Genomic DNA, 26,397 nt, shown 5'->3' on the forward strand with positions numbered 1-26,397 from the left:
GTCGCGGTGCGCACAATCGATAGGGTCGCCTGAAGCGCCAGGGGCCCGCTGCGGCGTGCCTAAATAATGGGCGATGGCTGCCCAAGGGCATTGACGATCTGCTGTAAGCCGTTTAGCGTAAACAAGTTGAAGCATATTTTGTGCTGCCATATCAGTCAGGCTCCGCCACAAGCGGCGCAAGACGGGCGGTTTAGCGACCGGCGACCCAGGCGGATAACTAGCGTGGCGGATCCCTCCACAGCCGATTCGGCCCTCTCAGGGCCTGAGAACCCACGCGCCTCGGCGAGCGCATCACAGTCTGTCTCTTCCAACGCCACGTGGGGCGGCGTTTTCGACGGCGCTACCGACAAGCGCGTCGAGCGGTTCAGCGAGAGCGTCTCCTATGACCGCCGCCTTTTTGAGCACGACATCCGCGGCTCGGTCGCCCACTCGCGCATGCTCGCCTCGGTCGGCGTGCTCACCAGCGATGAGCAGAGCCAGATCGAGGCCGGTCTGACGATGATCGGTCTGGAGATCCAGGCCGGCCAATTCGAGTTCCGCCAGGAGCTCGAAGACGTCCACATGAACATCGAGCGGGCGCTGATCGATAAGATTGGCGACGTCGGTCGCAAACTCCACACCGGCCGCAGCCGCAACGACCAGGTCTCGACCGATTTTCGGATGTGGGTCCGCACGGAGATCGACCGACTCGACGGTCTGCTCAAAGACGTGCAGCGGGCGTTTGTTGGTCGTTGCGCGACCGACGAGGGCGTCGTGCTGCCCGGCTACACCCACTTGCAGCGGGCCCAGCCGGTGCTGGCGGCCCATTACTGGCTTGCTTACTGCGAGAAGCTCGAACGCGACCGCGGCCGGCTGGCCGACTGCCGCCGCCGGGTGAACCAGCTCCCCCTCGGCACGGCCGCCCTGGCCGGCACGACGATCCCGATCGACCGCCAGATGGTGGCCGACGATCTGGGGTTCGAGGGCTTGGTGGCCAACAGCCTCGACTCGTCGAGCGACCGCGACTTCGCCCTGGAGTTTTGCAGCTGCCTGAGCGTCATCGCCGTCCACCTCAGCGGCTGGGCCGAGGAGTGGGTCTTGTGGTCGACCACCGAGTTCGGCTTCCTCAAGCCGCCGCAGGCGTTCTGCACCGGCTCGTCGATCATGCCGCAGAAGATCAACCCCGACGTGCTGGAGCTGATCCGAGGCAAATCGGCCCGGGTGATCGGCTCGCTCCAAAGCCTGCTGGTGCTCACCAAGGGCTTGCCTCTCGCCTACAACCGCGACCTGCAAGAAGACAAAGAGCGGGTGTTCGACGCGGCCGACACGGTGACGGCGTGCCTGGAGCTGGCCGCTCCGCTGGTGGCGGGCGCCGAGCTGAGGCGTGAGTCGATCGCCTCGCGACTCGACCACGGCTACCTCGACGCCACCACGCTGATGGAGCACCTCATCAAGCTCGGCGTGCCGCAACGCACCGCCCACGAGACCATCGGCAAGCTCGTCGGCGTGGCGATGCAACGCGGCGTGCGGCTGGCCGATCTCGAAGTCCAAGAGTTCACCTCGGCGTGCGACAAGCTCGACGAGAGCGTTTACGAAGTGCTGGGCGTCGACCGTGCGATCGAAGCGTTCCGAAGCGTCGGATCGACCCACCCCGACCGCGTCGCCGAGCAAGAGGCCGTTTGGCGTGAACGGCTGAGTTGAGAAACATAAACCGGGGGGCTGTGGGAGGCGTCTCCGACGCCGATGACGGTCTCTTGGCGAAAGCGCTCTTGGCAACAGTGGCTGGCGGCGCGATACCGGCGTCACAGACGCCTCCCACATCCAAATCCCACCATCTGCGGCCCCATTGTTTATTGCCCCTCCGGGGACACCCGACATGACCTCCCGCCTGCTGATCCTCGCGTTCGCCCTCGCCCTGGTCGCCCCGCCGGCCGCGGCGCAAGCGCCGTACAGCCCGGCCGTGCAAGCGGCCCTGGAGCTGCCGCGCAGCGAGCCGCGGCACTACGTCGAGACGGCCGTGGCGCTCGCCAACCTGGGCGAGCCCGATCTGGCCACCGGTGTGGCCGATGAGCTTTCGGCGCTCGACCTGAGCGACGACGCCCGCGCGGACCTCGTGGCCACGGTCGGCACGGCGCGGCTGGTGAAACTCGCGCGGCTGAGCGATGCGGCGGCCTCCTTCGTCGAGGCGTGCATGCAGGCCTCGGCCGACCGGGCCGCCTCGCCCGCGCGGCTCGATGAGCTGGTGTCCCAGCTCGGCCAACCGTCGACGCGCCGCGGGGCGATCGCCGCGCTACGCACCACCGGCGAGGCGGGCGTGGAACACTGCCTGCGGGCGATCGCCGCCAGCGGCGACAGCGACCAGCAAGCGTTGCTGCGTGAGGCGCTAGTGGCGCTGGCGCCGACATCGGAACCGGCGCTTATCGCGGCGCTCGACGCCGACAACGAAGCGCTCCGCACTCAAGCGGCCTACGGCCTTGGCCGTCTGGCCGAGCTGAAACTGCTGGAGACCTCCCACGCCGTTCCCCTGCTCGCCGAGGCGGCGTTGCTCGAGCCCGCCGATTCGCCGCTCGGGGGCGCCGCCCGCTGGGCGCACCGGCAAGCCGCCGGCCACGAGGCCGACGCGCGTCGCGCGACATCGACCGCCGGCCGCGCGATCGCGGACCTGCTGAAGGGCTCCCCGCCGCGCAGGCCCGACGCCGACGGACTCGTCGCCCTGTGGCGTGGCGCCGAACGGGCCGGCTCGGCCACGGTCAAAGAAGCGGGCGTGGTGGCCGCGGCGCGCCTGGCGAAGGCCGTCCACCGCATGAGCCCCGACAGCACGACGGCGGCGCGACGCGCGATGACGCTCGGCCTCGAGGCGGCCTCGATCCTCGGCACGGCGCCCGCAGACGAGTCGATCGGCGATTCGCTCGACCCCAACAACTTGCCGGTCAGCCAACTCAACACCGCGTTGACCGAGTCGCTCGGCGGCGGCTACTTCGGCGCCGCGGCAGCCGTGTCCCAGGCGCTCGGCGCGCGGGGCGACGAGCGGGCCCTGCATCACGCCGGCGGCGAACTCTCGCCCTTGGTCGAGGCCTTGCGAGCCAAACATCCGGCGGCCCGTTTTGCGGCGCTCGAAGCGATCCTGAGCATCGCCCCCACCTCGCCTTACGCCGGATCGAGCCACACGATCAGGGCCCTGCTGCACTTCGCCGAGGGCGACGGCGATCGGGTCGCCATCGTCGCCACGCCCAACCGCCAGCGCTCGGCGACGATCGCCGGCTGGCTGCGCGGCGAGGGCTACGACGGCGAGGCCCTCATCCGCGGCGAAGACGCCCAATCGGTCGCCGCGGGGCCCGACGCCGAGTTGGTCCTGCTCGACATGAACCTGCTGCGGCCCAACGTGCGTGAGACGCTCTACCGGCTGCGGCGCACGCCCGCCACGACACACCTGCCCGTGGGCCTGCTGGCGGCCGACGGCCGGCTGTTCGACGCCCACGACCTGGCCGACGAGCACGGCGGCCGGGCGGGCCGCGTGTTGGCCTACCCCCGGCCGCACTCGGCTGACGACGCCGTGTCGATCGCCGAGGCGTTGGCCGAACTCGCCCCGCGTGGCTTGGCCACATCGGACGAGCGCCGCGAGCAGGCCGCCTGGGCGCGCGAGCAATTGCAGAAGCTGCTCGAGGAGGGCCCCGAGTTCTACACCATGCGTCGCCACATCGACGAGGTCGAGCGCGTGCTGAGCCGCAACGCGACCGACGATCCCGAAGCGCTCGCCCTGGTCGGCACGCCACAGAGCCAGCTCCGGCTGGCCGAACTGGCGAGCGCCACCGGCCTGCCGATCGAGCTGCGTCGCGCGGCGGCGCGGGCCTTCGGCGTGAGCGTTGAGCGGTGGGGCGTGTTGCTCACCACGGACGAGCTCACCGAGCAATACGACCGCTACAACGCCAGCGAATCGGCCGACGCCGACACCCAAGCGGTGCTCGGCACGCTGCTCGACACGATCGAATCGCGGCACACGCCGCAGCAATCCGCAACGAGTGAGTAACAAATAACTCCCTCCCCTGGTGGGGAGGGTTGGGGAGGGTGGTCGCCCCGCCAAGCGATTGCCGAAGCAACTCCAACCCAGCCAACCATCAGCCGCGGGGCGTTAGCCCCCGGTTCACCAACAACAAAACCGAGTACCCGAGACTTCACCCCTCCCCCAGCCCCTCCTCATCGAGGGGGGTGACTAAGGCGGGGACTCAAGGCATGACCCTCCTACCCCACCCCAGCACGAGCGACCCCACGCTGCCGGGCATCATCGGCTCGAGCGAGGCGATGCAGTCGGTCTACCGCGTCACGCGGCAGGTCGCCAGCAGCCGCGCGTCGGTGCTGCTGCTGGGCGAGACCGGCACGGGCAAGGAGCTGATCGCCAAGGCGATCCACGAGCTGAGCGACCGCCGCAAGCGGCCGTTCGTGCGCGTGAACTGCGGCGCGCTGAGCGAGAACCTCTTGGAGAGCGAGCTCTTCGGCCACGTCCGCGGGTCGTTCACCGGGGCGATCGACAACCGCACCGGGCGGTTCGAGGCGGCCCACACCGGCACGATCTTTCTCGACGAGATCAACAGCACCACCCCGCTCTTGCAGGTCAAGCTGCTGCGGGTGCTGCAGGAGCAAGAGTTCGAGCGCGTGGGCGACACGCAAACGATCCGCGTCGACACGCGCGTGGTGGCCGCCAGCAACCGTGACCTGCTGGAGGAGTCGGCCGAGGGCCGCTTCCGCGAAGACCTCTACTACCGGCTCAACGTGGTGCCGATCTACTTGCCGCCACTGCGCGAGCGTCGCGAGGACATCCCGTCGCTCGTCAGTTACTTCCTCAACATCTACAATGAAGAGAACGACCGTTACGTGGCCCACATCGGCGAGCAGGCGCTCGAGGCGATGCAGGATTACCAGTGGCCAGGCAATGTGCGTGAGTTGCAGAACTACATCGAGCGCGCGGTGGTGATGGCCACCGGCGACGAGCTGACGGTCGACCTGCTGCCGGGCGCCGTGCGCGGCACGAGCGACGCCCCCAACCGGGCGTTCCGCCGCTACGACTTCGAGTCGCTCGCCGAGCAACTGGTGCACGAGGGCCTCAGCAACGCCGACGAAGACGCCGAGGACCTGCACAGCCGCGTGGTCGAGCGCGTCGAGCGCGAGGTGATCGCCCAGGTCCTCGCCAAGTGCGACGGCGTGCAGATCAAGGCGGCCCAACGCCTCGGCATCAACCGCAACACGCTGCACAAGAAGATCAAGGACTACGGCTTGGACGGGCCGGTCAGCGGCAACGGCCACAACGGCGAGGCCAACGGCAAGACGGCTTAAGGATCCTTCGGGACGCAATCTTTTCTTGCTGCGGTTGCGTCGTATGAGGCGCCGTTGCGGAATTCGGATTGCGGAATGCGGATTCCTTTGGGGTGATCCTTGCTAGCCCCAACCGAATCCCTAGGAATCGCAGCAAGGTTTAAGTCAACGCGGCGGCCGACCTCCGCCTCCGGCGCGGATTCCGCAATCCGCAATCCGCAATCCGTATTTTCCTAGATGGACCTCTCCCACACCACCGTCTTCTGCATCGCCGCGAGCTACTCAGTCGCGCTGGCGCTGGAGGCGGTTGGCCTGAAGTGGCGTCCCGCCTGGAGGCGGTTCGCGGTGCTGGGGCTTACACTCGCCGGGCTCTTCGCCCACGTGATGGTCCTCTCGCTGCGGGCGCGGGGGCTGCAAGACTCGCCGGGCGGGCTGCTCGCCAGCCCCGCCGACTGGTGCCTGCTGGCCGCTTTTGGGTTGGCTGTGGGCTACCTGGCGACGCTGCTCAAGCGGCCCGGCTGGGCCACGGGGCTGTTCCTGCTGCCGATGGTGCTGGGCCTTGTGGCGCTGTCGCAGGGGGTGAGCAGCGAGGCGTTCGCCCCCGCGGCGATGGCCCCCCCAGGGGTCGAGCGGCTGGTGGCCAAGGCCCACGGCTGGATGCTGCTGGCGGCCACGGTGACGGTGAGCGTCGGCTTCTTGGCCGGGCTGATGTACCTGGTGCAAAACCGCCGCCTCAAGCAGAAGGTGCCCGCGTCGCCCCGCTTCACGCTGCCGAGCCTCGAGTGGCTCGAGACCACCAACGGCCGGGCGCTCGGCGTGAGCACCTGGCTCGTGGCCGGTGGGTTCGTGACCGGCGTCGCGCTGAGTCTCAACCACCACCACGGCGACGAGCACTACTCGCTGCTGACCGACCCGGTCGTGCTGTCCGTCACGGCGATGCTCGCCTGGATGCTGGCGGCCGAAGGGCTGCGGCTCGCCTACCCCTCGGCGCGTCGCGGCAAGCGGGTGGCCTGGCTCACGTTCGCGTCGTTCGGCTTCCTTTTGCTGACGTTCGTCGCGGTGACGATCGTGGGGCCGATCCACGGCGCCGCCCCCATCCCGAGCAGCGAGGCTACCGCCGCTAGCGAAGCGGGGGCCTCGCCATGAAGCTCCGCATGGTCGGCTGCTCGCACCACCTGTCCGACGCCTCGGTCCGTGAGCGGCTCTCGTTCACGGCCGACGAGGCGGCCCACGCGCTGGGCTCTTGGCGCCAGAGCCACGACGGCGGCGAGGCCGTGCTGCTCTCCACCTGCAACCGGGTGGAGTTCTACGCCGCTTCGTCGAGCGACCGGCTGCCCCCGTGCCCCGGGCTGATCGCGCGGCTGATCGCCGACGCCCACGCGATGCCGCTCGACGAGGTCCGGCCGCACCTCACCACGCTGCGCGACGAGGAGGCCGTCGACCACCTGTTCCGGGTGGCGGCGAGCCTCGACAGCATGGTGCTCGGCGAGCCGCAGATCGCCGCCCAGGTGAAGCAGGCGTACGAGTCGGCCACCGCGGCCGGCGCCACGGGGCCGCTCACCCACGCCTGCTTCCAGTCCGCCCTGCGGGCCGCGCGGCGGGTGGCGGGCGAGACCTCGCTGCACTCGCACCGCGTGAGCGTGCCGAGCGTGGCGATCGCCGACTTCGCCTCGCGCGTGTTCGAGCGGTTCGACGACAAGCGTGTGCTGGTTGTCGGCGCGGGCGAGATGGCCGAGGAAACGCTCCGCTACCTGGTCGACCGGGGGGCTTCGGCCCCCTGCATCGTGAACCGCAGCCCGCAACGCGCCGCGCGGCTGGCGAGCGAGTGGGGTGGGACCGCGGCGCCGTTCGATCGGCTGGTCGACGAGTTGGCCCGCGCCGACCTGGCGATCGGCGCCGCCGGCTGCGACGAGCCGCTCGTCTCGGTCGGCGCGTTCCGTCAGAGCGTGGCCCCGGTGCGGGCCGAGCGGCCGCTGTTCCTCTTGGACCTGGCCGTGCCGCGCAACTTCGACCCGGCGATCGGCGACGAGCCGGGCGCCTTCCTCTACTCGATCGACGACCTGTCGGCCGCGTGCGAGCGCAACCGCAACGCCCGCCGCAAGGAGCTGCCCCTGGCCGAGCGGATCGTGGCCGAGGAGCGCGAGCGGTTCTTCGCCGACGCCCGGCGGCGGATCTCGGCGCCGGTGATCGCGCGGCTGCGCGAGGGGCTCGAGGGGCCCAAGAGCGAGGAGCTCGGGAGGCTCTTCAACAAGCTGCCCGAGCTCGACGAGCGGGAGCGCCGTGAGATCGAGCGGTTCGCCGACCGGCTGGTCGGCAAGATGCTCCACCCGCCGATGGAGTCGATCCGCGAGGAGTCGCTGGGCGGCACGCCGCACTCGTTGCTGCAAGCCCTCAGCCGGCTGTTCAAGCTGCACGACTGACGGGTGTCGGCGGAATCGTCGCTCCGGGCGACCAGCATTCTAGCCGACGGGCTCTCGCGGTAATGGGCGCTCGGGGGGACGCTCAGTCCTCGTCCTCCTCCTCATCTTCGTACTCGTCGTCCTCGTAGTCGTCGTCGTCGTACTCCTCGTCCTCGAATTCCTCTTCTTCGAATTCCTCGTCGTCTTCCTCTTCGAGGTCGTCGTCGGCGTCGACTTCATCACCCTCTTCGTCGTCCTCGTCCTCGTCTTCTTCGTCCTCGTACTCGTAATCGTAGTCTTCGTCTTCTTCCTCGCCCTCTTCGACCTCTTCCCAGTCGTCGTCGTCCTCGTCCTCATCGTCCTCGACGTCGTCTTCTACCTCGTCGTCGTCCTCGTACTCCTCATCGTCGTCGTCTTCATCTTCGTATTCATACTCGTACTCGTCGTCTTCGTCCTCGTCGTCGTCGACCACCTCGTACTCGACTTCCTCCTCGTCCTCGATCGGCGCCCAAGCAAGCGGCGCGTCGGCCGTGACCAGCGTGCTGGTCACGTCATCGCACGTGGCGCCCAGGGCGATCGGATCGGCGGCGGTCAGGCGGGGAGAAACGACAAGACTCATAGTGGTGCTCGCTTAAGCAGGAAATTAGCCGAACGGGTTCCGCCGGTAGAACGCTGTATCGAAGGGGAAGATCGGGCTGCGTGGCGCTCGGAGCCCGCCGGGGGGCTCAGGTCACCGGTTCGTTGACTTTTGTCGGCTGGCGCCTTCGCGCCAGTTCATCCGATCGCGGGAGGTCTTCGAGTTTACGCAAGCCGTAAAGTTCGAGGAAGCGTTTGGTAGTGCCGTACAAGAGAGGTCGGCCCAACTCCGCCGATCGGCCGACGATACGCAAAAAATCTTGTTCCATCAACTGCCTCAGCAGATCGCCGCAGCCGACCCCGCGGATCGCCTCGACCTCGGCACGCACGACCGGCTGCCGGTAGGCGACGATCGAGAGGGTTTCTAGCGCGGCGCCCGTCGGCCCGTGGCCCCGGTCGGCCCTCGATTTCGCTTCAGGGCCCCTTCCCAGTGGGGAAGCCCCGTTCGAATCGGCCCCACCGCCCCGGTCTGTCGAGTCGGGCGCGATTTTTGCTATCCACGCGGCCAACGCGGGCCGTGTCAGCAGTCGGCAGCCCCCCGCCACACGCTCCACGCGGAATGCCGAACCTCGGGCCGCGTACAACGCGTCGATCTCGTCGACCAGCGCCCGCGCTTCGGTGGCGTCTTCCAGGCTCGCCAGCTGGGCCATTTTCTTCAGCGTGAGCGGCTCGGTGGCGAGCAGCAAGATCGCCTCGAGCCGTGCCCGCCGCGACGTCCGCGGCGCCTGTACGGGCGGCTCGGCAGGTCGCACGTGTGGCCGGCTGGCGGGGCCGTCGCTGGGGCAAGGTGTGGTTAACCACCGACGCGGCTGGGCCGGCCTCCAGGCGTGGGGCAATCGTGCAGGAGCGAGTTGTCGGCTGGCGCCCCTCACCGCTCCCCCACCGACCATGCCCGCACTTCCACGGCGAGCGCCTCGGCCGCAGCCTCGGGCGTGGCGCCGAAAGCGTCGAAAACCCGTCGCGCGCCGTCGTGGGGGACCACGCATTTAGCCCGGTGCAGCGTTCCGCCGTCGCCCCACGGCGTGGTCTCGAGCTGCACGGCGCCCAAGGCTTGCAAGGTTTGCTCGGCGCCTGTGGCGGCCGGCGGGGCGTTTGCGATCGGCGCCAAGGCGCTCGCCGGCGTCACCTGCGAGTCGCGGTGCGTGCCCCATGGTTCGCTGCTGGTCGTATCGGCTAGGAGCTCGCCACTCGGCAGCGAGGGCGCCGCTGCCGATTCCTCCGCCGTCCCCAGCGGGAGCCCGTCGATCGCCACGAGCTCGGCGGGGGGCGTGTCGCCCCCGAGCGCGGCCGTCGCCGCCTCGACCCCTTGGTCGAGCCATTCGGCCAGTTGCTCGGCGGGCGGGCCGTAGCGATAGGCGGCCATCGACCCCACGGCGAGTGTGCCGAGCATGATCGCCAGGCGGGTGAGCGTTTGCAGCGGGTTGGTCTTCGGTGTGTTGGGCATCGGACGCGGCTTGGGAACAAGAAGGCGAGGGCCGTGCGCCGAGGGTCCGGCGCAGCGACCGTCCGCTCAGAGCGCCCGAAGGCTATCGCCGCGGGGCCAAGGCGGGCAACGCCAGTTTGCGGCCCCGCCCCACCACGGGGCGCCCGGCCTATAATCGATCCCCATGGAGCCGATCTACCTCGACCACAACGCCACCGCGCCGATCTTGCCCGCCGTGGCCGACGCCGTGCGTGATGCACTGCTAGCGTTCCCCGGCAACGCCTCGAGCCAGCACGGCCCGGGCCGCGACGCCAGGCGGCGGCTCGAAGCCGACCGGGAACGGGTCGCGGCGATGCTGGGCGTCGATACCGCCGGCCCCCGGCCCGACCGGTTGATCTTCACCAGCGGCGGCACCGAGTCGAACAACCTCGCCCTACGCGGCGTGGTCGAGCCGCTGCTGCGGGCCGGGCGGCCGGCGCGGCTGATCGTCTCGGCTGTTGAGCACCCGAGCGTCATGGAAACGGCTTCGCGCCTCCGCGAGCGCGGCTGCCGGGTCGATCTCTTGCCGGTCGACCACGAGGGCGTGGTGAGGCTCGACACGCTCGACGCCCTGCTGGCCGAGCCGGCCGGGGAGAGCGAGACGCTGGTGAGCGTGATGCTGGGCAACAACGAGACCGGCGTGCTGCAGCCGATCGAGGAGATCGCTCGCCGCTCGCGCGAGGCGGGCGCGCTGTCGCACACCGACGCGGTGCAGGCCCTCGGCAAGGCGCCGGTCGACTTCCGCCGGCTCGGCGTGTCGATGCTCTCGCTCACGGCCCACAAACTCCACGGCCCGGTGGGTGTGGGTGGATTGCTTGTCGAAAGCGGGTTGAAAACCCCGGAGCTGCTCAGCGGCGGCTGGAGCAACGACCGGCCGGGCACCTCGCCCGTGGCCTTGGTGGCGGGCCTCGCCGCCGCGCTCGAGGCGGCCCACAACGATGCGGGGCGACCCGCACGGATGCGCGGGTTGCGCGATCGGTTCGAGTCGCTCGTCACGGCCGCCGACCCGCAGGCGGTGGTCGTTGGGGCGGGGGCTGCAAGGCTGCCGCACGTGGCGAACATCGCATTTGTGGGGCTCGATCGACAGGTTATGCACATGGCGTTGGACCGCGAAGCGATCGCCTGCTCGACCGGTTCCGCTTGCGCCAGCGGGTCGAGCGAGCCCTCGCCGGTGCTCACCGCCATGGGAGTCGACAACCGCGTGGTGGGGGGGTCGCTGAGGTTCAGCCTGGGGGCCCTCACCACGGAGCGGGAGGTCGACGAGGCGGCCCGGCGTATCTCCCTTGTTTGCAAGCGTTTACGGGGCTGCGAAAGCGGCCGAAAATAGCCTTCGCCCGCTCCCGTTCGCACGCCGATTCCGGTACAATCCGGGTTTGCCAAATGGGGCCCATGGTGGGCCTGCCGGACGCCTTGTTCTGCCGATCGTCCGGCGCGCTTCTGCACGCCACCGGAGGGAGCCCTCGCCTTGTCGATTGTCAGCGTCATCGACCTGAGCGGGCCCGGGCAATCGGGACTCGAAACCGGCGCCGGGTCGAACGCGCCGGGGTCGTCGGTCGGCCGTGTGGCCACGACGCCCTGCTTCGTGGCCGGCCCCGAGAATCGGCTGCTCGCCACGGTGCTCGCCCGACTCACCGCCGCCGCCACGAGCGACGACGCCGCCGCCCGCCAAACCGCCCGCTCGCTCGGCCCGGTCACGCTGGTGGGGCCGACCGGCTGCGGCAAGAGCCACTTGGCCCGCGGGCTGGCCGAAGCGTGGCGCGCCAACCACCCGACCGAGGGCGTTCATTGCCTCACGGCGAACGACTTCCGCCGACGCATCGCCACGGCCAACGAGGATAGCTCGGTCGACGAGCTGCGAACAACGATGCGGGGCGCCGCGCTGTTGGTGATCGAAGACCTCGACCGGGCGCCCGCTTCGGCGCTGCTCGAGGACGAGCTGATCGCCACGTTCGACGCCCTCGCCGAGCGCGGGGCCGTGCTGATCGTCACCTCGACCAAACCCCCCGCGGCGCTCACCCAGTTCGCACGCCCCCTCGCCAGCCGGTTGGCGGCGGGGGTGACCGCCGAGATCGCCCCGCTCGGCGTCGAGGCCCGCGAGGAGCTCGCCGAGCGGCTGGCCGAGACGCTCGGCCTCGCCTTCGAGGAGGGCGTGGCCGCCCACCTCGCCGAGCGGCTCCCCCACGAGCCCCGCCAGCTGATCCGCGTGGTGGTGGGCCTGCGCAACCGTTTCGGGTCCCGCGGCCCGATCTGCGCCGAGCAGGTCGAGCAGTGCCTCGCCGAGAGCACGCAGCGCCACTCGCCGCCGATCAAGGAGATCGCCGCGGTGGTGAGCCGCTATTACGGCCAAACCCTCCGCGCGATGAAGAGCGGCAGCCGCAAGAAGTCGGTCGTCGAGGCCCGCGCGGTGGCGATCACGCTCGCCCGCGAACTGACGCCGCTCAGCTACGACGAGATCGGCCGCTTCTTCGGCGGCCGCGACCACTCGACCATCATGCACAGCCACCAGCGCATCCAAGCAAACGCGCAAACCGACCGGTTGATGCGGCTTGCCTTGAGTGAGTTGAGGAGGCTGATCGCGGCGACCTGACAAGCTGCGAAAACTAGAGACCCGCGGGGAGAAGTCGTCCAAACCAGGGTGAAACGCCTGTGACTAACCAGGCGCTCGAATGCGACCTCCCGCAAGCAACGCCGAATGTTTCAACACTCCGTCACAACAACACAACAAAGACCACACGCCGGCGCGACGCGTTTTCCCCCGCCGGCCAACCGACCTAAAGCCTTGTGCGACAGGCGCCTACGCTCGCTCTGCTGTGAGTTATCAACGCCGCAGGCCGCCGCATAACTACGACAACAACTTATTTAATTAATTACTTAAAACGCTAGCGACTCGCCGACCCCGACCGCGGGTCAGTCCCGAGCTTGCGAAGGAACTACGATGAAGATCACCTGTGACCGGGAGAAGCTGCTCCACGCCTTCCAGGCTGTCGCCGCTGTTGCGCCGTCGCGTAGCCCCAAGCCGATCCTGCAGAACGTGAAGATCGACGTCGCCGACGGCAAGGCGACGCTCATGGCGACCGACCTGGAGATCGGCATCCGCCACGACGCCGAGGGCGTGGCCGCCGAGGAGCCCGGCGCCGCGGTGCTGCCCGTCGCCCGCTTCGGCTCGATCTTGCGTGAGAGCTCGGACGAGAGCTTCCGCATCGAGTCCGACGGCCAGAAGACGCTGGTCCGCGGCGAGCGGAGCCAGTTCAGCCTGCCGGCCGAGAACCCGACCGACTTCCCCTCGGTGGCCGAGTTCACCGAGGAGGCGTACTACGAGGCCCCGGTGCGGTTGCTGAAGGAGATGATCCGCCGCACGATCTTCGCCACCGACAACGAGTCGAGCCGCTACGCGCTGGGCGGCGTGAAGCTCGAGTGGGAAGACGGCAAGCTCACCGCGATCGGCACCGACGGCCGCCGGCTGGCCAAGATGGAGGGCCCCGTCGCGGCGGTCGGCTCGCCGCCCGAGATCGGCGACGCCACGATCGTGCCGAGCCGCTCGCTGCAGCTGATCGACCGCGTGCTGCTCGAAGACGACAACGAGGTGCGGTTCGTCGTGCGGCAGAACGAGATCTTGGTCCGCACGCCCCGCGCGGTGGTCAGCAGCCGTTTGCTCGAGGGCCGCTTCCCGCGTTGGCGCGATGTGTTCCCGCAGCGGACCGAGTCGGCGCGGATCGAGATGACCGTCGGACCGTTCTTCTCGGCCGTGCGTCAGGCGGCGATCGTCACGAGCGACGAGAGCCGCGGCGTCGACTTCACCTTCGGCGAGGGCGTGCTGGTGCTGGCCGGCCAGACGGCCGAGGTCGGCGAGTCGCGGATCGAACTGCCGATCGGCTACGACGGCGCCGAGACCGTGATCACGCTCGACCCGCGGTTCCTGGTCGACTTCCTCAAGGTGCTCGGCCCGGAGAAGACGTTCACACTCGACCTGGACGGCCCCGAGTCGCCGGCCGTGTCGAAGACCGACGACGGCTACGGCTACGTGATCATGCCGCTGGCCCGCGACCGCTGAGCGACAGGAAAGCAACCGCCAAGACGCCAAGGAAGCCAAGACGTTTTTTGACGGGATTACCAAGATCGACATGATCGGTTTCCGCCCGGCTTTTTGAATCCAGTAGATCCAATCAATCCTGTCCAGCTTCCTTCTTGGCGTCTTGGCGGTTCATCAAAATGCTCGACCCGATCGACCCCGAACTGGCCGAGCAGAAGATCGCCGACTTGGCCGCCAAGGCGAGCGGGCTGGGGCGGTGGAGCCGGGCGCGGCGGCCGAAGAAGGCCGCCGACGTGATCGCCCAGGTGATCGCCAAGCGGGGCTACGCCGCACGCCAGGGCGACGAGCGGCTGCGGGAGGCGTGGGCCGAGGCGGCCGGCGAGGCGCTCGCCCGCTTCAGCAGCCCGAAGGGCCTCAGGCGCGGCGTGCTCGAGGTGATCGTCACCAGCAGCGTGATGCGACAGGAGTTGGAGTTTCAAAAAACGACGCTGATGACGCGCCTGACCGAGCTGCTGCCCGACGCGCGGATCGAGTCGCTGCGGTTCAAGGTCGGACGATTGGAGTAAACGCTCTCCCGTTCCCGGGAGAGCGGATTGGGTTCTAAAGCTTTTATTTAATTCAACAGCAGCGGGTGGGGGAGAAGCGGGTACCCAGGCGGCCCCCACCCCGGCCCTCCCCCAACGGGGGAGGGGGATTAACGACATTTAACGAAGACGACGATGACCGACGCCAACAACGAGAATCACATCGCCGGCGAGTACGGCGAGAAGGACCTCGAGCACCTCTCCGACCTGGAGCACGTGCGCGAGCGCCCCAGCATGTACATCGGCGACACCACCTCGCGCGGCCTGCACCACCTGGTGTACGAGGTGGTCGACAACTCGATCGACGAGGCGATGGCCGGCCACGCCTCGGAGGTGACCGTCACGATCAACGCCGACGACTCGGTCACGGTCGAGGACGACGGCCGCGGCGTGCCGGTCGAGAAGCACGCCCAGCTCTCCGAGCAGATGGACCGCGAAGTCAGCACGCTCGAGGGCGTGATGACCGTGCTGAAGTTCGGCGGCAAGTTCACCAAGGGCGCCTACCAAACCTCCGGCGGCTTGCACGGCGTCGGCGTCACGGTCGTGAACTTCCTGTCGGAGTGGGCCGAGTGCGAGGTCTGCCGCGACGGCGGCGTCCACCACCAGGAGTACGAGCGCGGCGTGCCGAAGGGCCCCGTCCGCCGGGCCGGCTCGAGCGACAAACGCGGCACCAAGACCACGTTCAAGCCCGATCCGCAGATCTTCCAGGTCACCAAGTACAGCTACTCCACTCTGCTCAAGCGGCTCCAGGAGCTGGCGTTCCTCAACAAGGGCGTCAAGATCACGCTCTCCGACGCCCGCACCGGCGAGAGCGAGTCGTTCCAGTACGAAGACGGCATCCGCGAGTTCGTCACCCACCTGAACCGCGCCAGCGACACCGTCCACCCGGACGTGCTGCACATCCAGGGCGAGTCCGAGGGCGTCGAGATCGAGATCGCCTTGCAGTATTCCGGCGAGTACACCGAGAACGTTCACACCTACGTGAACAACATCAACACCACCGAGGGCGGCACGCACCTCAGCGGTTTCCGTTCGGCCCTGACGCGCACGATCAACGCGTACGGCAAGAAGGAAAACCTGTTCAAGGACCTCACACCCTCCGGCGAGGACGTGCGCGAGGGGCTCACCGCCGTGATCTCCTGCCGCGTGCCGCACCCGCAGTTCGAGGGCCAGACCAAGACCAAGCTCGGCAACTCCGAGGTCGAGGGGATCGTCAACACGCTCTTCGGCGAGTACCTCACCAAGTTCTTCGAGGAGAACCCGCGCACCGCCAAGGCGATTGTCCGCAAGAGCCAGCTGGCCGCCGAGGCCCGCGAGAGCGCCCGCAAGGCGCGGCAGCTCATCCGCGAGCGCAAGGGCGCCATGGGCGGCGGCAGCTTGCCCGGCAAGCTCCGCGACTGCTCCAGCCGCGAGGTCGACAAGTGCGAGCTCTACCTGGTGGAGGGCGACTCGGCCGGCGGCCCGGCCGAAGGCGGCCGGCGCCGCGAGTTCCAGGCGATCCTGCCGCTGCGGGGCAAGATCATCAACGCCTACAAGTCGCGCGACGACAAGGTCCTGGCCAACGAAGAAGTCCGCAGCATGATCGCCGCCATCGGCGCCGGCATCGGCGTCGAGCAAGACATCGACAAACGCCGCTACGGCCGCGTCGTGATCATGACCGACGCCGACGTCGACGGGTCGCACATCCGCACGCTGCTGCTCACCTTCTTCTACCGGCAGATGTACGACCTCGTGGCCAAGGGGCACGTTTACGTCGCCCAGCCGCCGCTGTTCCGCGTGCGTCGCGGCAAGGAGCCGGCCCGCTACGTGCAGACCGAAGAAGAGATGCGCACACAGCTGCTCGACCTGGGCCTCGGCGACTCGGTGTTCGACGCGGGCGACGGCCAGCTCATCGAGGGCGACGCGATGTCGCGCCTCGTCCGCACACTCGCCGCCATGGAGGAGGCGATCCTCCAGCTCGAACGCCGCGGCGTGTCGCTCAAGATCCACGCCGAGCGGCTCGACCCGGCCAGCGGCAAGCTGCCGGTGTTCCACGTCTTCCTCTCTGGCGAGGAGCACTGGTTCACCAGCCGGGCCGACCTCGACGCCTTCATCGAGGAGCAGGAGAATGCGTCCGACGGCGCGCTGCTGATCGACGCCGGCCCCGCCGCCCTCGGCTCGCAGGGCGACTCACAAGACGACGACTCCTCCTCGGCGACCGGCGAGTCGGCGACCGAAGACCCCTCGAAGGTCCGCCGCCTGCGGGTGGTCGAGATGCACGAGGTCCGCACCATCAACACGATGCTGCAAGACCTCTCGAAGCTCGGCTTCGAGATCGACGCCCTCATCCCGCTCGAGCGGACCGGCGAAGAGAACAGCCGATACGTGTTGCGCCGCGGCGAGAACGAGACCGGCCTCGACGATCTCCGGGGCCTGCCGGCCGCCATCCGCGCCGCCGGCGAGAAGGGCCTGCAGATCATCCGCTTCAAGGGCCTCGGCGAAATGAACGCCGAAGAACTCCGCGACACGACGCTCGACCCCGCTGCCCGCACGCTCCTAAGGGTCACAATGGAAGACGCCGGCGCCGCCGACGATTTGTTCCGAGTGCTGATGGGCGACCAGGTCGAACCGCGGCGTGATTTTATTCAGAAGCACGCGCTGGATGTTAAGAATCTGGATGTGTGACGATCGAACCACGAAGGAACGAAGGACACGAAGTTTGTAGGATGGGTGCTCGCACCCATCTTCCCGGCAAGCGCTAAATGGCCGCAACCGAGCACCAGGCGGCTGAGCCGACGGTCGATCCTCCTGCTGCCGCCATGCCTGAGATGACGCCCGCTATCCGAAGTTGGGTGCAAGCACCCATCCTACGCACTTTATTCAGAAGCACGCGCTGGATGCTAAGAATTTGGATGTGTGAAGTATATAGTCACGCCGTAGTATTAATCCAATGTTTCACATACATCTAGTATTAACATATACGGGGGGTCAGCAATGGCGCGCGTTGTAACTTTGTACAACAATAAAGGTGGGGTATCTAAGACTACCACTCTTTTTAATTTAGCTGTATATCTTTCGCTACATGGTAAACGTGTATTGATAGCAGATTGCGATCCACAGTGTAATGCCACGGAACTATTCTTTTCATCTTCAGATACTTACTCCGAGCCGAATGTTGAATTGCCCGGTACAAGCGTCTATCAAGCACTGTTGCCACGATTTAAAGGCGAAGCAAAGACAATTGATCCGGATGCAATCAGTCTTGTCACCTCAGAGTTGTATCCGAGATTAAGTCTTTTGCGTGGAGACCTGGAGTTTAGTTCCGCAGAGAATTATTTCGGAACAGCATGGAACCAATCGATAACAGAAAACATTAATGAGAAGAACACGTATGTAGTAATGCATCGTATGCTGCGATCGTTAGCATCACATTACGGATATGACTATGTGCTGTGCGATGTAGGACCAAGTACTGGCGCTATTAGTCGTACTGTTATGCTAGCATCCGACGGATTTATTCTACCCCTGACGCCGGACAGATTTTGTTATCAAGCGGTACGTGTATTGGGAACGATAATCAGGGAATGGATGAATAGGCATGACGAAATTATCAAGACATTCCAGCCGTATGGGGTAGATACCTTTCCAGGAAACCCAATGCTGTTCGGCGCCGTAATACAGAACTTTAAAATGCATGGTGGGAAGGTAAAAGAGTCTTATACTAAATGGCAGGAAAAAATATCCGAGTCTATATCAAGTGATTTGCTTGGAGGGAATGGTGTAACAGCAGGTCCTAAATGTAACCCGAAATCGCCCTATGTAGCGAATATGCGAGATGTGGGACCATTGGCTCCAGTAGCACAAATGTTTGGACGTGCGATATTCGATATACAGCAAGAACATACGGAAGCAGCTTCTTCAGGAGGAAATAAATACTATGGAGTAGTGTGGGCTAACTGGGTAGAACGCATGCATGAATATGAAGAGCAAATATCATCATTAGCCGAGGCGATACAGTGAAAGACCCTGAGTATGTATACGCCGCTTTACTAGATATACTCGGGTACCGGGCTTTTCTTCGGCGAGACGAGGAGAAAGGCGCAGTTGAATTTCGGCATACGATGGAGAGTGCGCTGTCGAAGCTTGATGATGTAGGAAAAGATTACAGTGTACAAGCGATTTCAGATACGGTAATAATTACTAGAGCGGAGCATAATACGGGGCATGAGTTTATAGAGCTTGTTAGAAAAACTATAGTTGCATTCCTTAAAGAGGGAGTACTTGTTCGCGGTGGAATCACATATAACAACCACTATAAAAACGGCAATGTAACATATAGCCCTGCATTAACGCGGGCGTACGAAATAGAAAATAAAGAAGCAATATATCCACGTGTTGTTGTAGACGAGAATGTTCTTAGGATGTTAGAGCGAGACGACGGTACTATTCCAGAGCTCAGTGGAAAGATATGCCGACAGAATGGTGTGCACTGGATAAACATTCTACATGGGGAGGATGCACAGGAGATCTGGGACGCAGCAAAAAAAGTATACTTAGAATCTAGGGACACATTGTATAGGCAGGAATCTGCTCACATGAAGCATTGGTGGCTACAAGAGTATTTGTGGAGCGTGGCTAACGGAGAAGGTGAAAAACTAGAACGGTACGTTTCATCCCCAGTCGTGATAGAGTGAGCCGGGTGCCATGGCCACGCTTGTCGTGGCCATGCGAACCAGGGAAATATCACCAACACGCGCCATGCCCACGCTACCGCGTGAGCATGGCGCCCGGCTTCACAACGGTTTATCCACGCGGCGGCACCACACACAAACACAATTCGCTCTTACGCGGACTCCGCGTCAGCCACAGCCTGACCTACCTTGAGTGAGTAGGATGGGTGCTCGCACCCATCTTTGGATTACGAGCGACCTATCACGCTGGGAAGCTGCAGACGGATTGATCGTCGGCTCGGCCGTATCGCGCTTGCGTTGCGGCCATTTGGCGTTAGCCGAGGAGATGGGTGCGAGCACCGATCTCCCCGGCCTCTTAACCGGGCGCCATGGTCGCTCCACGCCATTGGGCATGACCTCAAAGTGCGTTCCGGCCCGCGACTATTGATCACAAGGCGTCATCCACTCGGAGGCGCCGGGCGCCACGAGCGTTAAGCGGTTGCAAGCGCGCGTCGACTCTATCGGCGCCTCTCAGTGGCGGTCAATTTTGGTGTTCCGGGGTGATATCGTTGGACACCCCCGATCGCGCCCAATTAGGATGGCCATTCGATAGAAGTAAGTCACTGATCCCCCAAAAGACGCACACCACCGACGGCCCGCTAATGATCCACAGACTCACCGCCGCGCTTGCGGCTGCGCTCTCCTGCTATTTCGTGCTGACAGGAGCAGCGGAAGGGCAACAATTGCGTTTCGAGTGGGCGGCTCAGATCGCCACCAACGAGATCGAGCGGGCCGAGGCGTTGGCCTTCGATGCGGTCGGCAACGTCTACGTCACCGGTGTGACGCAAGGCCTCTTGGGCGACACGGCCTACGGCACGCAAGACGTGTTCATCACGAAGGTCTCGCCCTCGGGCTCCTTGCTGTGGTCTCAACAGATCGGCAAGGCGGGCGCCAATGTGGCCGGCGACGTGGCGATAGACGCCGACGGCAATGTGATTGTCGTGGGATCGTTCGGCGTTCCCAGCCTCACCGACAAGGCTTTCTTTATCCACAAGGTGTCGCCCTCGGGAGAAACGCACTGGACGCAGCAGGGCGTCTACCCGCCCGGCTCTCTGGCCTACGGGGTGGCGGCCGATGGCGACAACAACATCTACGTGACCGGCGAGATCGACGACCCGGGCAATAGAGACATTTTCTTGTACAAAATCTCCGAGACGGGCGGCCTTCTTTGGGCGCGGCTGATGGGAGAGGCCGAAGGCAGCCGCGGCTCCGACATTGCGATCGATAGCGCGGGGAACCCGGTGATCACCGGCACGGTCTGGGGCGGGGAGACCGACGGGTACGACGCCTTCACGTCCAAGTTCAATGCGGCGGGCGATTTGCTCTGGGGACAACGCGTCGGCACGCAATTCGACGACGAGGGCCTCACCCTCGCCATCGATGGTCAGGACAACATCGTCGTAGCCGGGAATTGGGGCCAAGGCGATTCGGCCGCCTCGGGCTCGCAGCCCGTGGTCTGGAAGCACGACCCGGCCGGAGACTCCTTGTGGTTCAACCAATACGAGGGGTCGGGAGAGGGAGATACTGTGCGCGGGCTCGCTATCGATTCCGACAATGGCGTTTACTTCGTAGGAGCCACCTCGGGCCAAGTGGGACCCACGCAATTCGGCGGGGTCGACGCCTACCTCACGGCCCTCTCCCCCGACGGCGACGGGCTGTGGGCGTCTCAGTTCGGATCGTGGAACTACGACGAGGCCAACGCGATCGGAGTGTTCAACGGCGACGAGTTTTACCTGGCGATCACGTCCGCCTCGGGGCTGGCGGGACCGAGTCTCGGGCTGACAGACGTTTTCCTCATCAAGTATGTCGCCGTGCCCGAGCCCGTCTCCTCGCTCCTGATCGGCTTGATGGCGTGCGTTCTAGTCACCCGTCGCCCCGCCGGGCGCTGATGACGCAGTGAGTAGCGACTACGGAGCTGATGTGCTCTCCACCAAGGCCGCTGCCGCCAACCCCCCAACCGACGCCCGACTCTAAGAGGTGAGGATCTCGACATGAGCGAACCGATTGAGATTAGGGACGAACGCAACGTGGTGCGAGTGAGGATTGGTTTTGATGGGCGTGGAATGCCCATCCTTTCGCTGAATGATGAGAAAGGTCGTGAGCGCGTTTTGCTTAGGGTAGGGCCGGAAGGCGATGGCTCTTTGGAGCTTAGGACAAGCGTAGGGCATTCCGCTGTCTCGCTGCATGCAACCCAAGACCATACCGCCGGGATCCACTTCAACGTGCCACACGCCGCTATCCTCAGCGCTGGGGTATTTGATCGTACGGGAGAGATATCGCTAAGGACCGAACAGCGTGAATTCAGTTGGCCGGACGATATGCCGCAACACGAAGCGGATGGCCTTGTGAATCAAGAGTGACAGCTCGCTAGTGCGTGGGTCAGCCCTAACGCCCCTCTTTCCAGCCACTGCACGGCCTTTTCTCGGGACACCCCTATGCCACACGAATCCCTACGCTCGCCACTACCCTTGATCGCTCTGCTGCTGACGCTCAAGGCGTGTGGCATAGCGGCGGCTGAGGACGCCGCGACGCTGGGGCGGTTCGACGTGGAGCGTGACCTGTTGCTCGCCCAGTTCGACCTGAAGACCGACGTCGACGACGTCCACTCGGTCGCCGCGGTCGCCACGATGCTGGCCGACCCCCGCCTGGCCGGCGTGCGGAGCCACGCCGTGGCCGGCGCCTACGGCGTGCAGACCGGCCCCTACGTGCCGGCCAATGAGCTTTTCGAGGCCGCGTTCGGCGACCACTGGTCCGACGCCCACACGGACCGCCAACGCGCGGTCGGTGATGTGGCCCGGCTCGTCGAGCAGACGCTCCGCCGCGGGGGCGACGTTTGGGTTGCCGAGGGGGGCCAGTCCGACTTCTCGGCTGCCGTGCTCGAGCGGGTCGCGGAGTCGACGCCCGCGGCCGACCTCGCCGAGCGGTTCCATGTGGTGCAGCACTCCGACTGGAACGAGAAGAGCGCCAGCCCCGACGCGTTGGACCACGTCCGCCGGCGCGCCGCGTACCACAAGATCCCCGACGGCAACGCCCGGGGCAACGGCACGCCGGGGCTCAAGACCGACGGCGCCATCGATTGGCGCGCGAGGGTGACCGACCCCCGCCTGGCGGCTTTGTGGGACCAAGCGCTAACGATCGCCAACCAGTACAACGGCCGGGAGGGCCGCTACCACAACGGCGCGATCGCCGAGGGCGGATTCGACTTCTCCGACGCCTCGGAGGTGTGCTGGGTCTTCGGCTTCGAGGGCCTGGCCGATGCCGAGCAGTTCTTCGACGAGTTCGCCACGCGGGCCGAGTGACACACCGGCTGACGACCATTGGCCATTGGCTATCGGGTACTGGCTACCCGCTGAGTAGGTAGGCGCGTCATTTCTTCCTTTGGTGATTTACACCCAGTCTACACACGCGATGCGATTCACGCCCCGCGGCGCCAAATTGTGTAGATTCTCCCAAAAAGCGTGACGCCGCAAGCTCGCCTTGCTTAGAATGAGCCGTCGTTGGCCGATCCTCGGCGCTTCACACCACTTTTGAACGAGCAGCTCATGACTCCCACCCCCGTGCCCACGCCGCGCAAAGCGGCTGGCATTCTTATTGCCGCCGCCCTGGTTTTCGTCGGTTGGACGGCGTCCGCCACGGCCGTCGAGTTCAACACCCCGCCCGACTCGATCGACGCGCTCGTCCAGACGACGTCGTCCGAAGGCGACCACTACGTGGTCGGCGACGGCGTCACGGTCAACGTCAACGGCAACACGAGTGACTTGCCGTTCTTGGTCACGAGCGGCGGCGCGGTGAACCTCACCCCCTCGCTTTCGCCAGATCACTTTGCCGAAGGGGCCTACGCCGTGAGCGAGGGGGGCGCGGTCGGTGTGAGCAGCGGGACACTGTTCGACTACGCGGGGCGCAGCGGCTCGCGGCTTAGTGTCGATGGGGGGACCGTGGTCTATGCGTCGGCCCAAGGGGGCTCCGAGGTCGAGATCAATGACGGGACGATCTACACCCTCTCGGTTTTCGAGGGCCACGTGACGATGAGCGGGGGCAAGCTGCTCGACCTCATTCTCGGCGGTGTGAGCGACGTCGAACCGTCGGTCTTCGATGTCCTCGGTGGCGACCTCGGCGAGAGCATCACCTGGATCGGTAGTCTGTCGACTATGAACCTCCGCGGCGGGGCGCACGACTACTCGACGCTGTGGCTCGTCGTCGATGGCGTCTTGAACCTGTACGGGACCGATTTCGTGGTGGACGGCTCGCCGATCTCGCTCGCGGCCGGCGAACAAATCGTCGTCCCCGACCGCAACGTCACCTACGCCGGCGTGCTGGAAGACGGGTCGCCGTTCGATTTCTACCTCGCCGACGAGAGCGACGGGGGGATCGGCGGCATCCGGGTCCCCAACGGCGGCGTGGTCCGGCTGATCGGGGCGATCCCCGAGCCGAGCGCGTTGGCGCTGATCGTTTTGGCTCACGCGGCGATTGCTGGCCTCGGCCGTCGAGTTGCGATCGTGAGAGAGTAAGCCAGTACTCAAGAGCGGGTGGCCCGGCGCCCGTCGTCCTGCAAAGACTGACCTGCGAAACCGAGCCTGTATCAAGGGCTGCTCGGCTGGCGCCCACGCGGTCCAGCAAGACGCCGAGTCAGGCGCTTTTGGTCTACCATCACTGCCACGCTGTTAATCACGCTGACCCCAAACAGACGCCCAAGGACTCCCCCACGACCCCCGACTCTGAGCCGAACGCCTTTCCCACGGACGGGCCTGAAGCGACCACGCCGGCCAAGCGACCGGTGGGCGTCGCGATCCTCATGGTGCTCCACTTGATAGGGGGGGTGCTGCTGCTGGGCATGACGATCTTTCTCGCCGTGTTGGACCCGGAGGCGGAGTTCTGGCAAATGATGCAGCAAGTGGGACTCCCCCAAGTGTTGCTGGTGGCGGGCATGCTGCTCCTCAGCCTGCTGGCCATCGGCTCGGGGGTTGGCATGTGGCTGGGGACCCGCTGGGGCTGGTGGCTGACGGCCTTCTACTACGCCTACAGTGTCGCCCGCAACGCCAGCGCGCTTCTCTCACCCGGCATGATCGCCGAAGAGTTTGGCGAGCCGGAGGAAGGGCTGACCAAACACTATTTGAAGTTCGGCGTCCGCGTGGTGATCCACGCCCTGCTGCTGGCCTACTTGTTTAAACAGAACGTGCTGGCCTACTTCGGCATGAGCGGTGTAAGCAAAGGGAAGTCCTTCGGCGCCCTGGCCCTCGCCGTCGTGGCGCTCTTCGCGCTCTTCTTTTTGTTGGGAGCTTAGTGCGAAACGCACGATCTTCAGCCGCGGGCGCCACTCGCGTTTCGCCAGTGAAGCGCTTCCTAACGACGCGTGCGCCGGCTGGCGATCAGGCCGGCAGCCAGCAGCGTCGTGAGGGCGGCGGCCGGTTCGGGGACCGTGCTCGCCGGCGTGGGGGGCGCGGCGGTCTCGCCGTAGTGGTCGCGCCACAGCGTGTAGTCGGCGGCGGTGTACTGGGCGCCGAGTCCGTCGCGCCAGACGGTGAAGTCGGCGGCGTCGACGGCGCCATCGGCGTTGAAGTCGCCCGGCAGGCCGCCGGCGACGAAGGCGACCGCCACGTCGTCCACGACGATCGAGCCCTCGAAACCGGTCGTCAGCAGGTGCAGGCCGAGCTGGTTGTAGTTCCAGGTCGGGCTGGCGGGCGTTGAGTCGACGGCCGACCCGCTGTGCTCGTAAACGCCGGTCGGGTCGCCTTGGTCGTCGACTTGCAGCATCGACCAATCGATCTGGAGCCCCTCGGCCGCCCGTGTGTAGGTGAGGCTCAGGTCGTACAGCCCGGCGGGGGCGTAGTTGAAGCCCGCGTCGAGGTACGAACCGGTGGCGAGCGTGGCGGAGTCGGGGACCTCGACCGCCGTGTCGGCGCCGGTCCGTCCCCACCAGGCGCCGACCCCGCCGCCGGATTGGCCTTTTTCGAACACTCCCTCGTCGCGTGTGGCGATGGCGTTGCCGGCGAAGTAGCCGTTCCAGGCGTCGCCGCCCTCGATGACGCCGCCGATCGTGCCCTCCGCGTCGTCGAACATCCCGTAGCGGAGCTGCAACTGGCGGAGCGGTTGGTCGGTGTCGAGGCGGGCGGTCATGGTCAGGGCGTCGCCGACCGAGTCGAGCGTGTGGCCGAGCCCGTCGGGGCCGAACGGGGCGTGGGCGATCGGCGCGTCGGCCGAGCCGGTGAACGAGAGCCGGTCGCCCGCCGAGTCCCAGAAGCCGTCGCCCGAGTCGACGGCCCAGGCGGCGGTGGTAGAGGGGCCGGCGGGGTCGGCCGTGGCGAGCGTCGACTGCAAGAAGCCGGCATAGGACGAGACGCGGGTGTAGTTCGATTGGCCGCCCCACGACTCACCCCCCGAGCCGCCGCTGCCGGTGGCGGTCAGGCCGATGAGGCGCCAGTCGGCCGGGTCGTCCAATCCGTTGCGCAGGCTGCCGAAGAAGCCGAACATCGGCCCGCCGCTGTCGCCCGAGCCGACGGTCCCCTCGAGCAGGCCGAAGTTCTCGAGCGTCGACTCGCCGTCGGCGACGATGCGGATCTGGTTCGACGGGATCGTGGCCACGTTGTAGGCGCGGCGGAACGAGCCGAGCCCGTGGACCGACCCGCTCTGCGAGCCGCCGGCGCCCGTGGTGCCGATGTGGCCGCGGTAGCCGTAGCCGCCGATATGGACGACACGCCCCGACTCGCTGGTATCGCTGTTGAGGGTCGCTGTCGCGTCGAGCGCCCCCGGCACGCCGCCGCGGAGCCGGATGAGCGCCATCTCCGAGTTGCCGTCGGGCGTGAAGATCTCGTCGGCGTAGTAGCGGCGGCCGCCGACGTTCACATACACCCGATCGGCCGGGGCGACGGCGCCGTAGTCCCCGCCGTTCTGCACCACGTGGCGGACGGTGATGGCCCACTCGTTGTTGAGCAGCGTCGTCGTGCCGAACGTGTTGTTCGTTTGGTTGTTGATCTGGTAGACGTTCTGGAACCACTGGGTGCGGTCGGTCAGCCCCGGCGAAGAGGCGACACCGAACGCCGGGTCGTTGTTCCAGAAGATCGCGTGCGCCGGCGTTGCCGCGGAGGCGATCGCCCACGCCGCCAGCCAAATCGTCGCAAGGGAGGTGCGTGAGCGGACCATCGGTCGGCGAGGCGCCTGCGGGGTGAACACGGTCGGGGCGCGTGCGAAGGCGGGCGCCCGAGGAGTCAGCGGGGGGGGAGCGGCCGATCCGATCGGACCGGCGCGTACCACACCCTGAAAGTAGATGTCCGCGCAGGCCGCCCCCTGTGTCATA

21 protein-coding genes are annotated in these 26,397 nt (G+C 66.2%); 17 read left to right on the forward strand and 4 right to left on the reverse strand.

Going from position 1 to position 26,397, the window contains the following annotated elements:
- The first annotated feature begins 222 nt into the window (after positions 1-222).
- The 5 genes from argH (at position 223) to hemA (ending at position 7,706) form a co-directional block, all read left to right on the forward strand.
- Positions 223-1,680, forward strand: a complete 1,458-nt coding sequence (argH, locus tag Mal64_RS12675) for an argininosuccinate lyase (RefSeq protein ID WP_231993697.1) — start codon at positions 223-225, stop codon at positions 1,678-1,680.
- A gap of 175 nt (positions 1,681-1,855) precedes the next feature.
- The gene (locus tag Mal64_RS12680; RefSeq protein WP_146400667.1) at positions 1,856-4,006 is read left to right on the forward strand and encodes a hypothetical protein; all 2,151 of its coding nucleotides are present in this window, start codon (positions 1,856-1,858) and stop codon (positions 4,004-4,006) included.
- 272 nt (positions 4,007-4,278) lie between these two features.
- Entirely contained in the window at positions 4,279-5,307 is a 1,029-nt protein-coding gene (locus tag Mal64_RS12685) for a sigma-54 interaction domain-containing protein (protein WP_231993722.1), read from the forward strand.
- 216 nt (positions 5,308-5,523) lie between these two features.
- Positions 5,524-6,432 (forward strand): hypothetical protein, encoded by a 909-nt coding sequence (locus Mal64_RS12690; protein ID WP_146400671.1) that lies wholly within the window; start codon positions 5,524-5,526, stop codon positions 6,430-6,432.
- Entirely contained in the window at positions 6,429-7,706 is a 1,278-nt protein-coding gene (hemA, locus tag Mal64_RS12695; RefSeq protein WP_146400673.1) for a glutamyl-tRNA reductase, read from the forward strand. The genes Mal64_RS12690 and hemA overlap by 4 nt, the downstream gene beginning before the upstream one ends.
- A gap of 82 nt (positions 7,707-7,788) precedes the next feature.
- Here the strand turns inward: hemA and Mal64_RS19860 are convergent, their stop codons facing one another.
- The 3 genes from Mal64_RS19860 to Mal64_RS12710 all read right to left on the reverse strand — a co-directional run bounded on the left by Mal64_RS19860 (position 7,789) and on the right by Mal64_RS12710 (position 9,765).
- Positions 7,789-8,304: a hypothetical protein gene (locus Mal64_RS19860; protein WP_197525713.1), complete on the reverse strand. Its 516-nt coding sequence runs from the start codon at positions 8,302-8,304 to the stop codon at positions 7,789-7,791.
- A 106-nt stretch (positions 8,305-8,410) separates the two neighbouring features.
- Positions 8,411-9,073, reverse strand: a complete 663-nt coding sequence (gene scpB / locus Mal64_RS12705) for an SMC-Scp complex subunit ScpB (protein ID WP_231993699.1) — start codon at positions 9,071-9,073, stop codon at positions 8,411-8,413.
- A 116-nt stretch (positions 9,074-9,189) separates the two neighbouring features.
- On the reverse strand, positions 9,190-9,765 hold the full coding sequence (locus Mal64_RS12710) for a hypothetical protein (RefSeq protein ID WP_146400677.1): 576 nt from the start codon (positions 9,763-9,765) through the stop codon (positions 9,190-9,192).
- Between the two features lie 163 nt (positions 9,766-9,928).
- Between Mal64_RS12710 and Mal64_RS12715 the strand changes: the two genes are divergently transcribed.
- From Mal64_RS12715 to Mal64_RS12770, 12 genes are all read left to right on the forward strand, one after another.
- Positions 9,929-11,110, forward strand: coding sequence for a cysteine desulfurase family protein (locus tag Mal64_RS12715; protein ID WP_146400679.1), 1,182 nt, complete (start codon positions 9,929-9,931; stop codon positions 11,108-11,110).
- 138 nt (positions 11,111-11,248) lie between these two features.
- On the forward strand, positions 11,249-12,370 hold the full coding sequence (locus Mal64_RS12720) for a DnaA/Hda family protein (RefSeq protein ID WP_146400681.1): 1,122 nt from the start codon (positions 11,249-11,251) through the stop codon (positions 12,368-12,370).
- A 348-nt stretch (positions 12,371-12,718) separates the two neighbouring features.
- Positions 12,719-13,834, forward strand: coding sequence for a DNA polymerase III subunit beta (gene dnaN / locus Mal64_RS12725; RefSeq protein WP_146400683.1), 1,116 nt, complete (start codon positions 12,719-12,721; stop codon positions 13,832-13,834).
- 158 nt (positions 13,835-13,992) lie between these two features.
- A complete protein-coding gene (locus tag Mal64_RS12730) occupies positions 13,993-14,379 on the forward strand; it encodes a DciA family protein (protein ID WP_146400685.1) in 387 nt (128 codons plus the stop codon).
- Positions 14,380-14,532: 153 nt separating this feature from the next.
- Entirely contained in the window at positions 14,533-17,061 is a 2,529-nt protein-coding gene (locus Mal64_RS12735) for a DNA gyrase subunit B (RefSeq protein ID WP_146400687.1), read from the forward strand.
- Between the two features lie 309 nt (positions 17,062-17,370).
- Entirely contained in the window at positions 17,371-18,396 is a 1,026-nt protein-coding gene (locus tag Mal64_RS12740) for a ParA family protein (RefSeq protein WP_146400689.1), read from the forward strand.
- Positions 18,393-19,070: a hypothetical protein gene (locus tag Mal64_RS12745; RefSeq protein ID WP_146400691.1), complete on the forward strand. Its 678-nt coding sequence runs from the start codon at positions 18,393-18,395 to the stop codon at positions 19,068-19,070. Before Mal64_RS12740 ends, Mal64_RS12745 begins: the two co-directional genes overlap by 4 nt.
- Before the next feature lie 638 nt (positions 19,071-19,708).
- Positions 19,709-20,995 carry a hypothetical protein gene (locus Mal64_RS12750; protein ID WP_146400693.1) on the forward strand — a complete coding sequence of 429 codons (1,287 nt, stop codon included), beginning with the start codon at positions 19,709-19,711 and terminating at the stop codon, positions 20,993-20,995.
- A 102-nt stretch (positions 20,996-21,097) separates the two neighbouring features.
- Positions 21,098-21,466: a hypothetical protein gene (locus Mal64_RS12755; protein ID WP_146400695.1), complete on the forward strand. Its 369-nt coding sequence runs from the start codon at positions 21,098-21,100 to the stop codon at positions 21,464-21,466.
- Positions 21,467-21,541: 75 nt separating this feature from the next.
- On the forward strand, positions 21,542-22,405 hold the full coding sequence (locus Mal64_RS12760) for a hypothetical protein (RefSeq protein WP_146400697.1): 864 nt from the start codon (positions 21,542-21,544) through the stop codon (positions 22,403-22,405).
- A gap of 243 nt (positions 22,406-22,648) precedes the next feature.
- On the forward strand, positions 22,649-23,614 hold the full coding sequence (locus Mal64_RS12765; protein WP_146400699.1) for a hypothetical protein: 966 nt from the start codon (positions 22,649-22,651) through the stop codon (positions 23,612-23,614).
- A gap of 128 nt (positions 23,615-23,742) precedes the next feature.
- A complete protein-coding gene (locus Mal64_RS12770) occupies positions 23,743-24,387 on the forward strand; it encodes a hypothetical protein (RefSeq protein WP_146400701.1) in 645 nt (214 codons plus the stop codon).
- A 59-nt stretch (positions 24,388-24,446) separates the two neighbouring features.
- Here Mal64_RS12770 and Mal64_RS12775 read toward each other — a convergent pair whose 3' ends face one another.
- Positions 24,447-26,243, reverse strand: a complete 1,797-nt coding sequence (locus tag Mal64_RS12775; RefSeq protein WP_197525714.1) for a trypsin-like serine protease — start codon at positions 26,241-26,243, stop codon at positions 24,447-24,449.
- Positions 26,244-26,397: the final 154 nt, after the last annotated feature.

The sequence above is a fragment of the Pseudobythopirellula maris genome (assembly GCF_007859945.1).
GTDB classification, from domain to species: Bacteria; Planctomycetota; Planctomycetia; order Pirellulales; family Lacipirellulaceae; genus Pseudobythopirellula; species Pseudobythopirellula maris.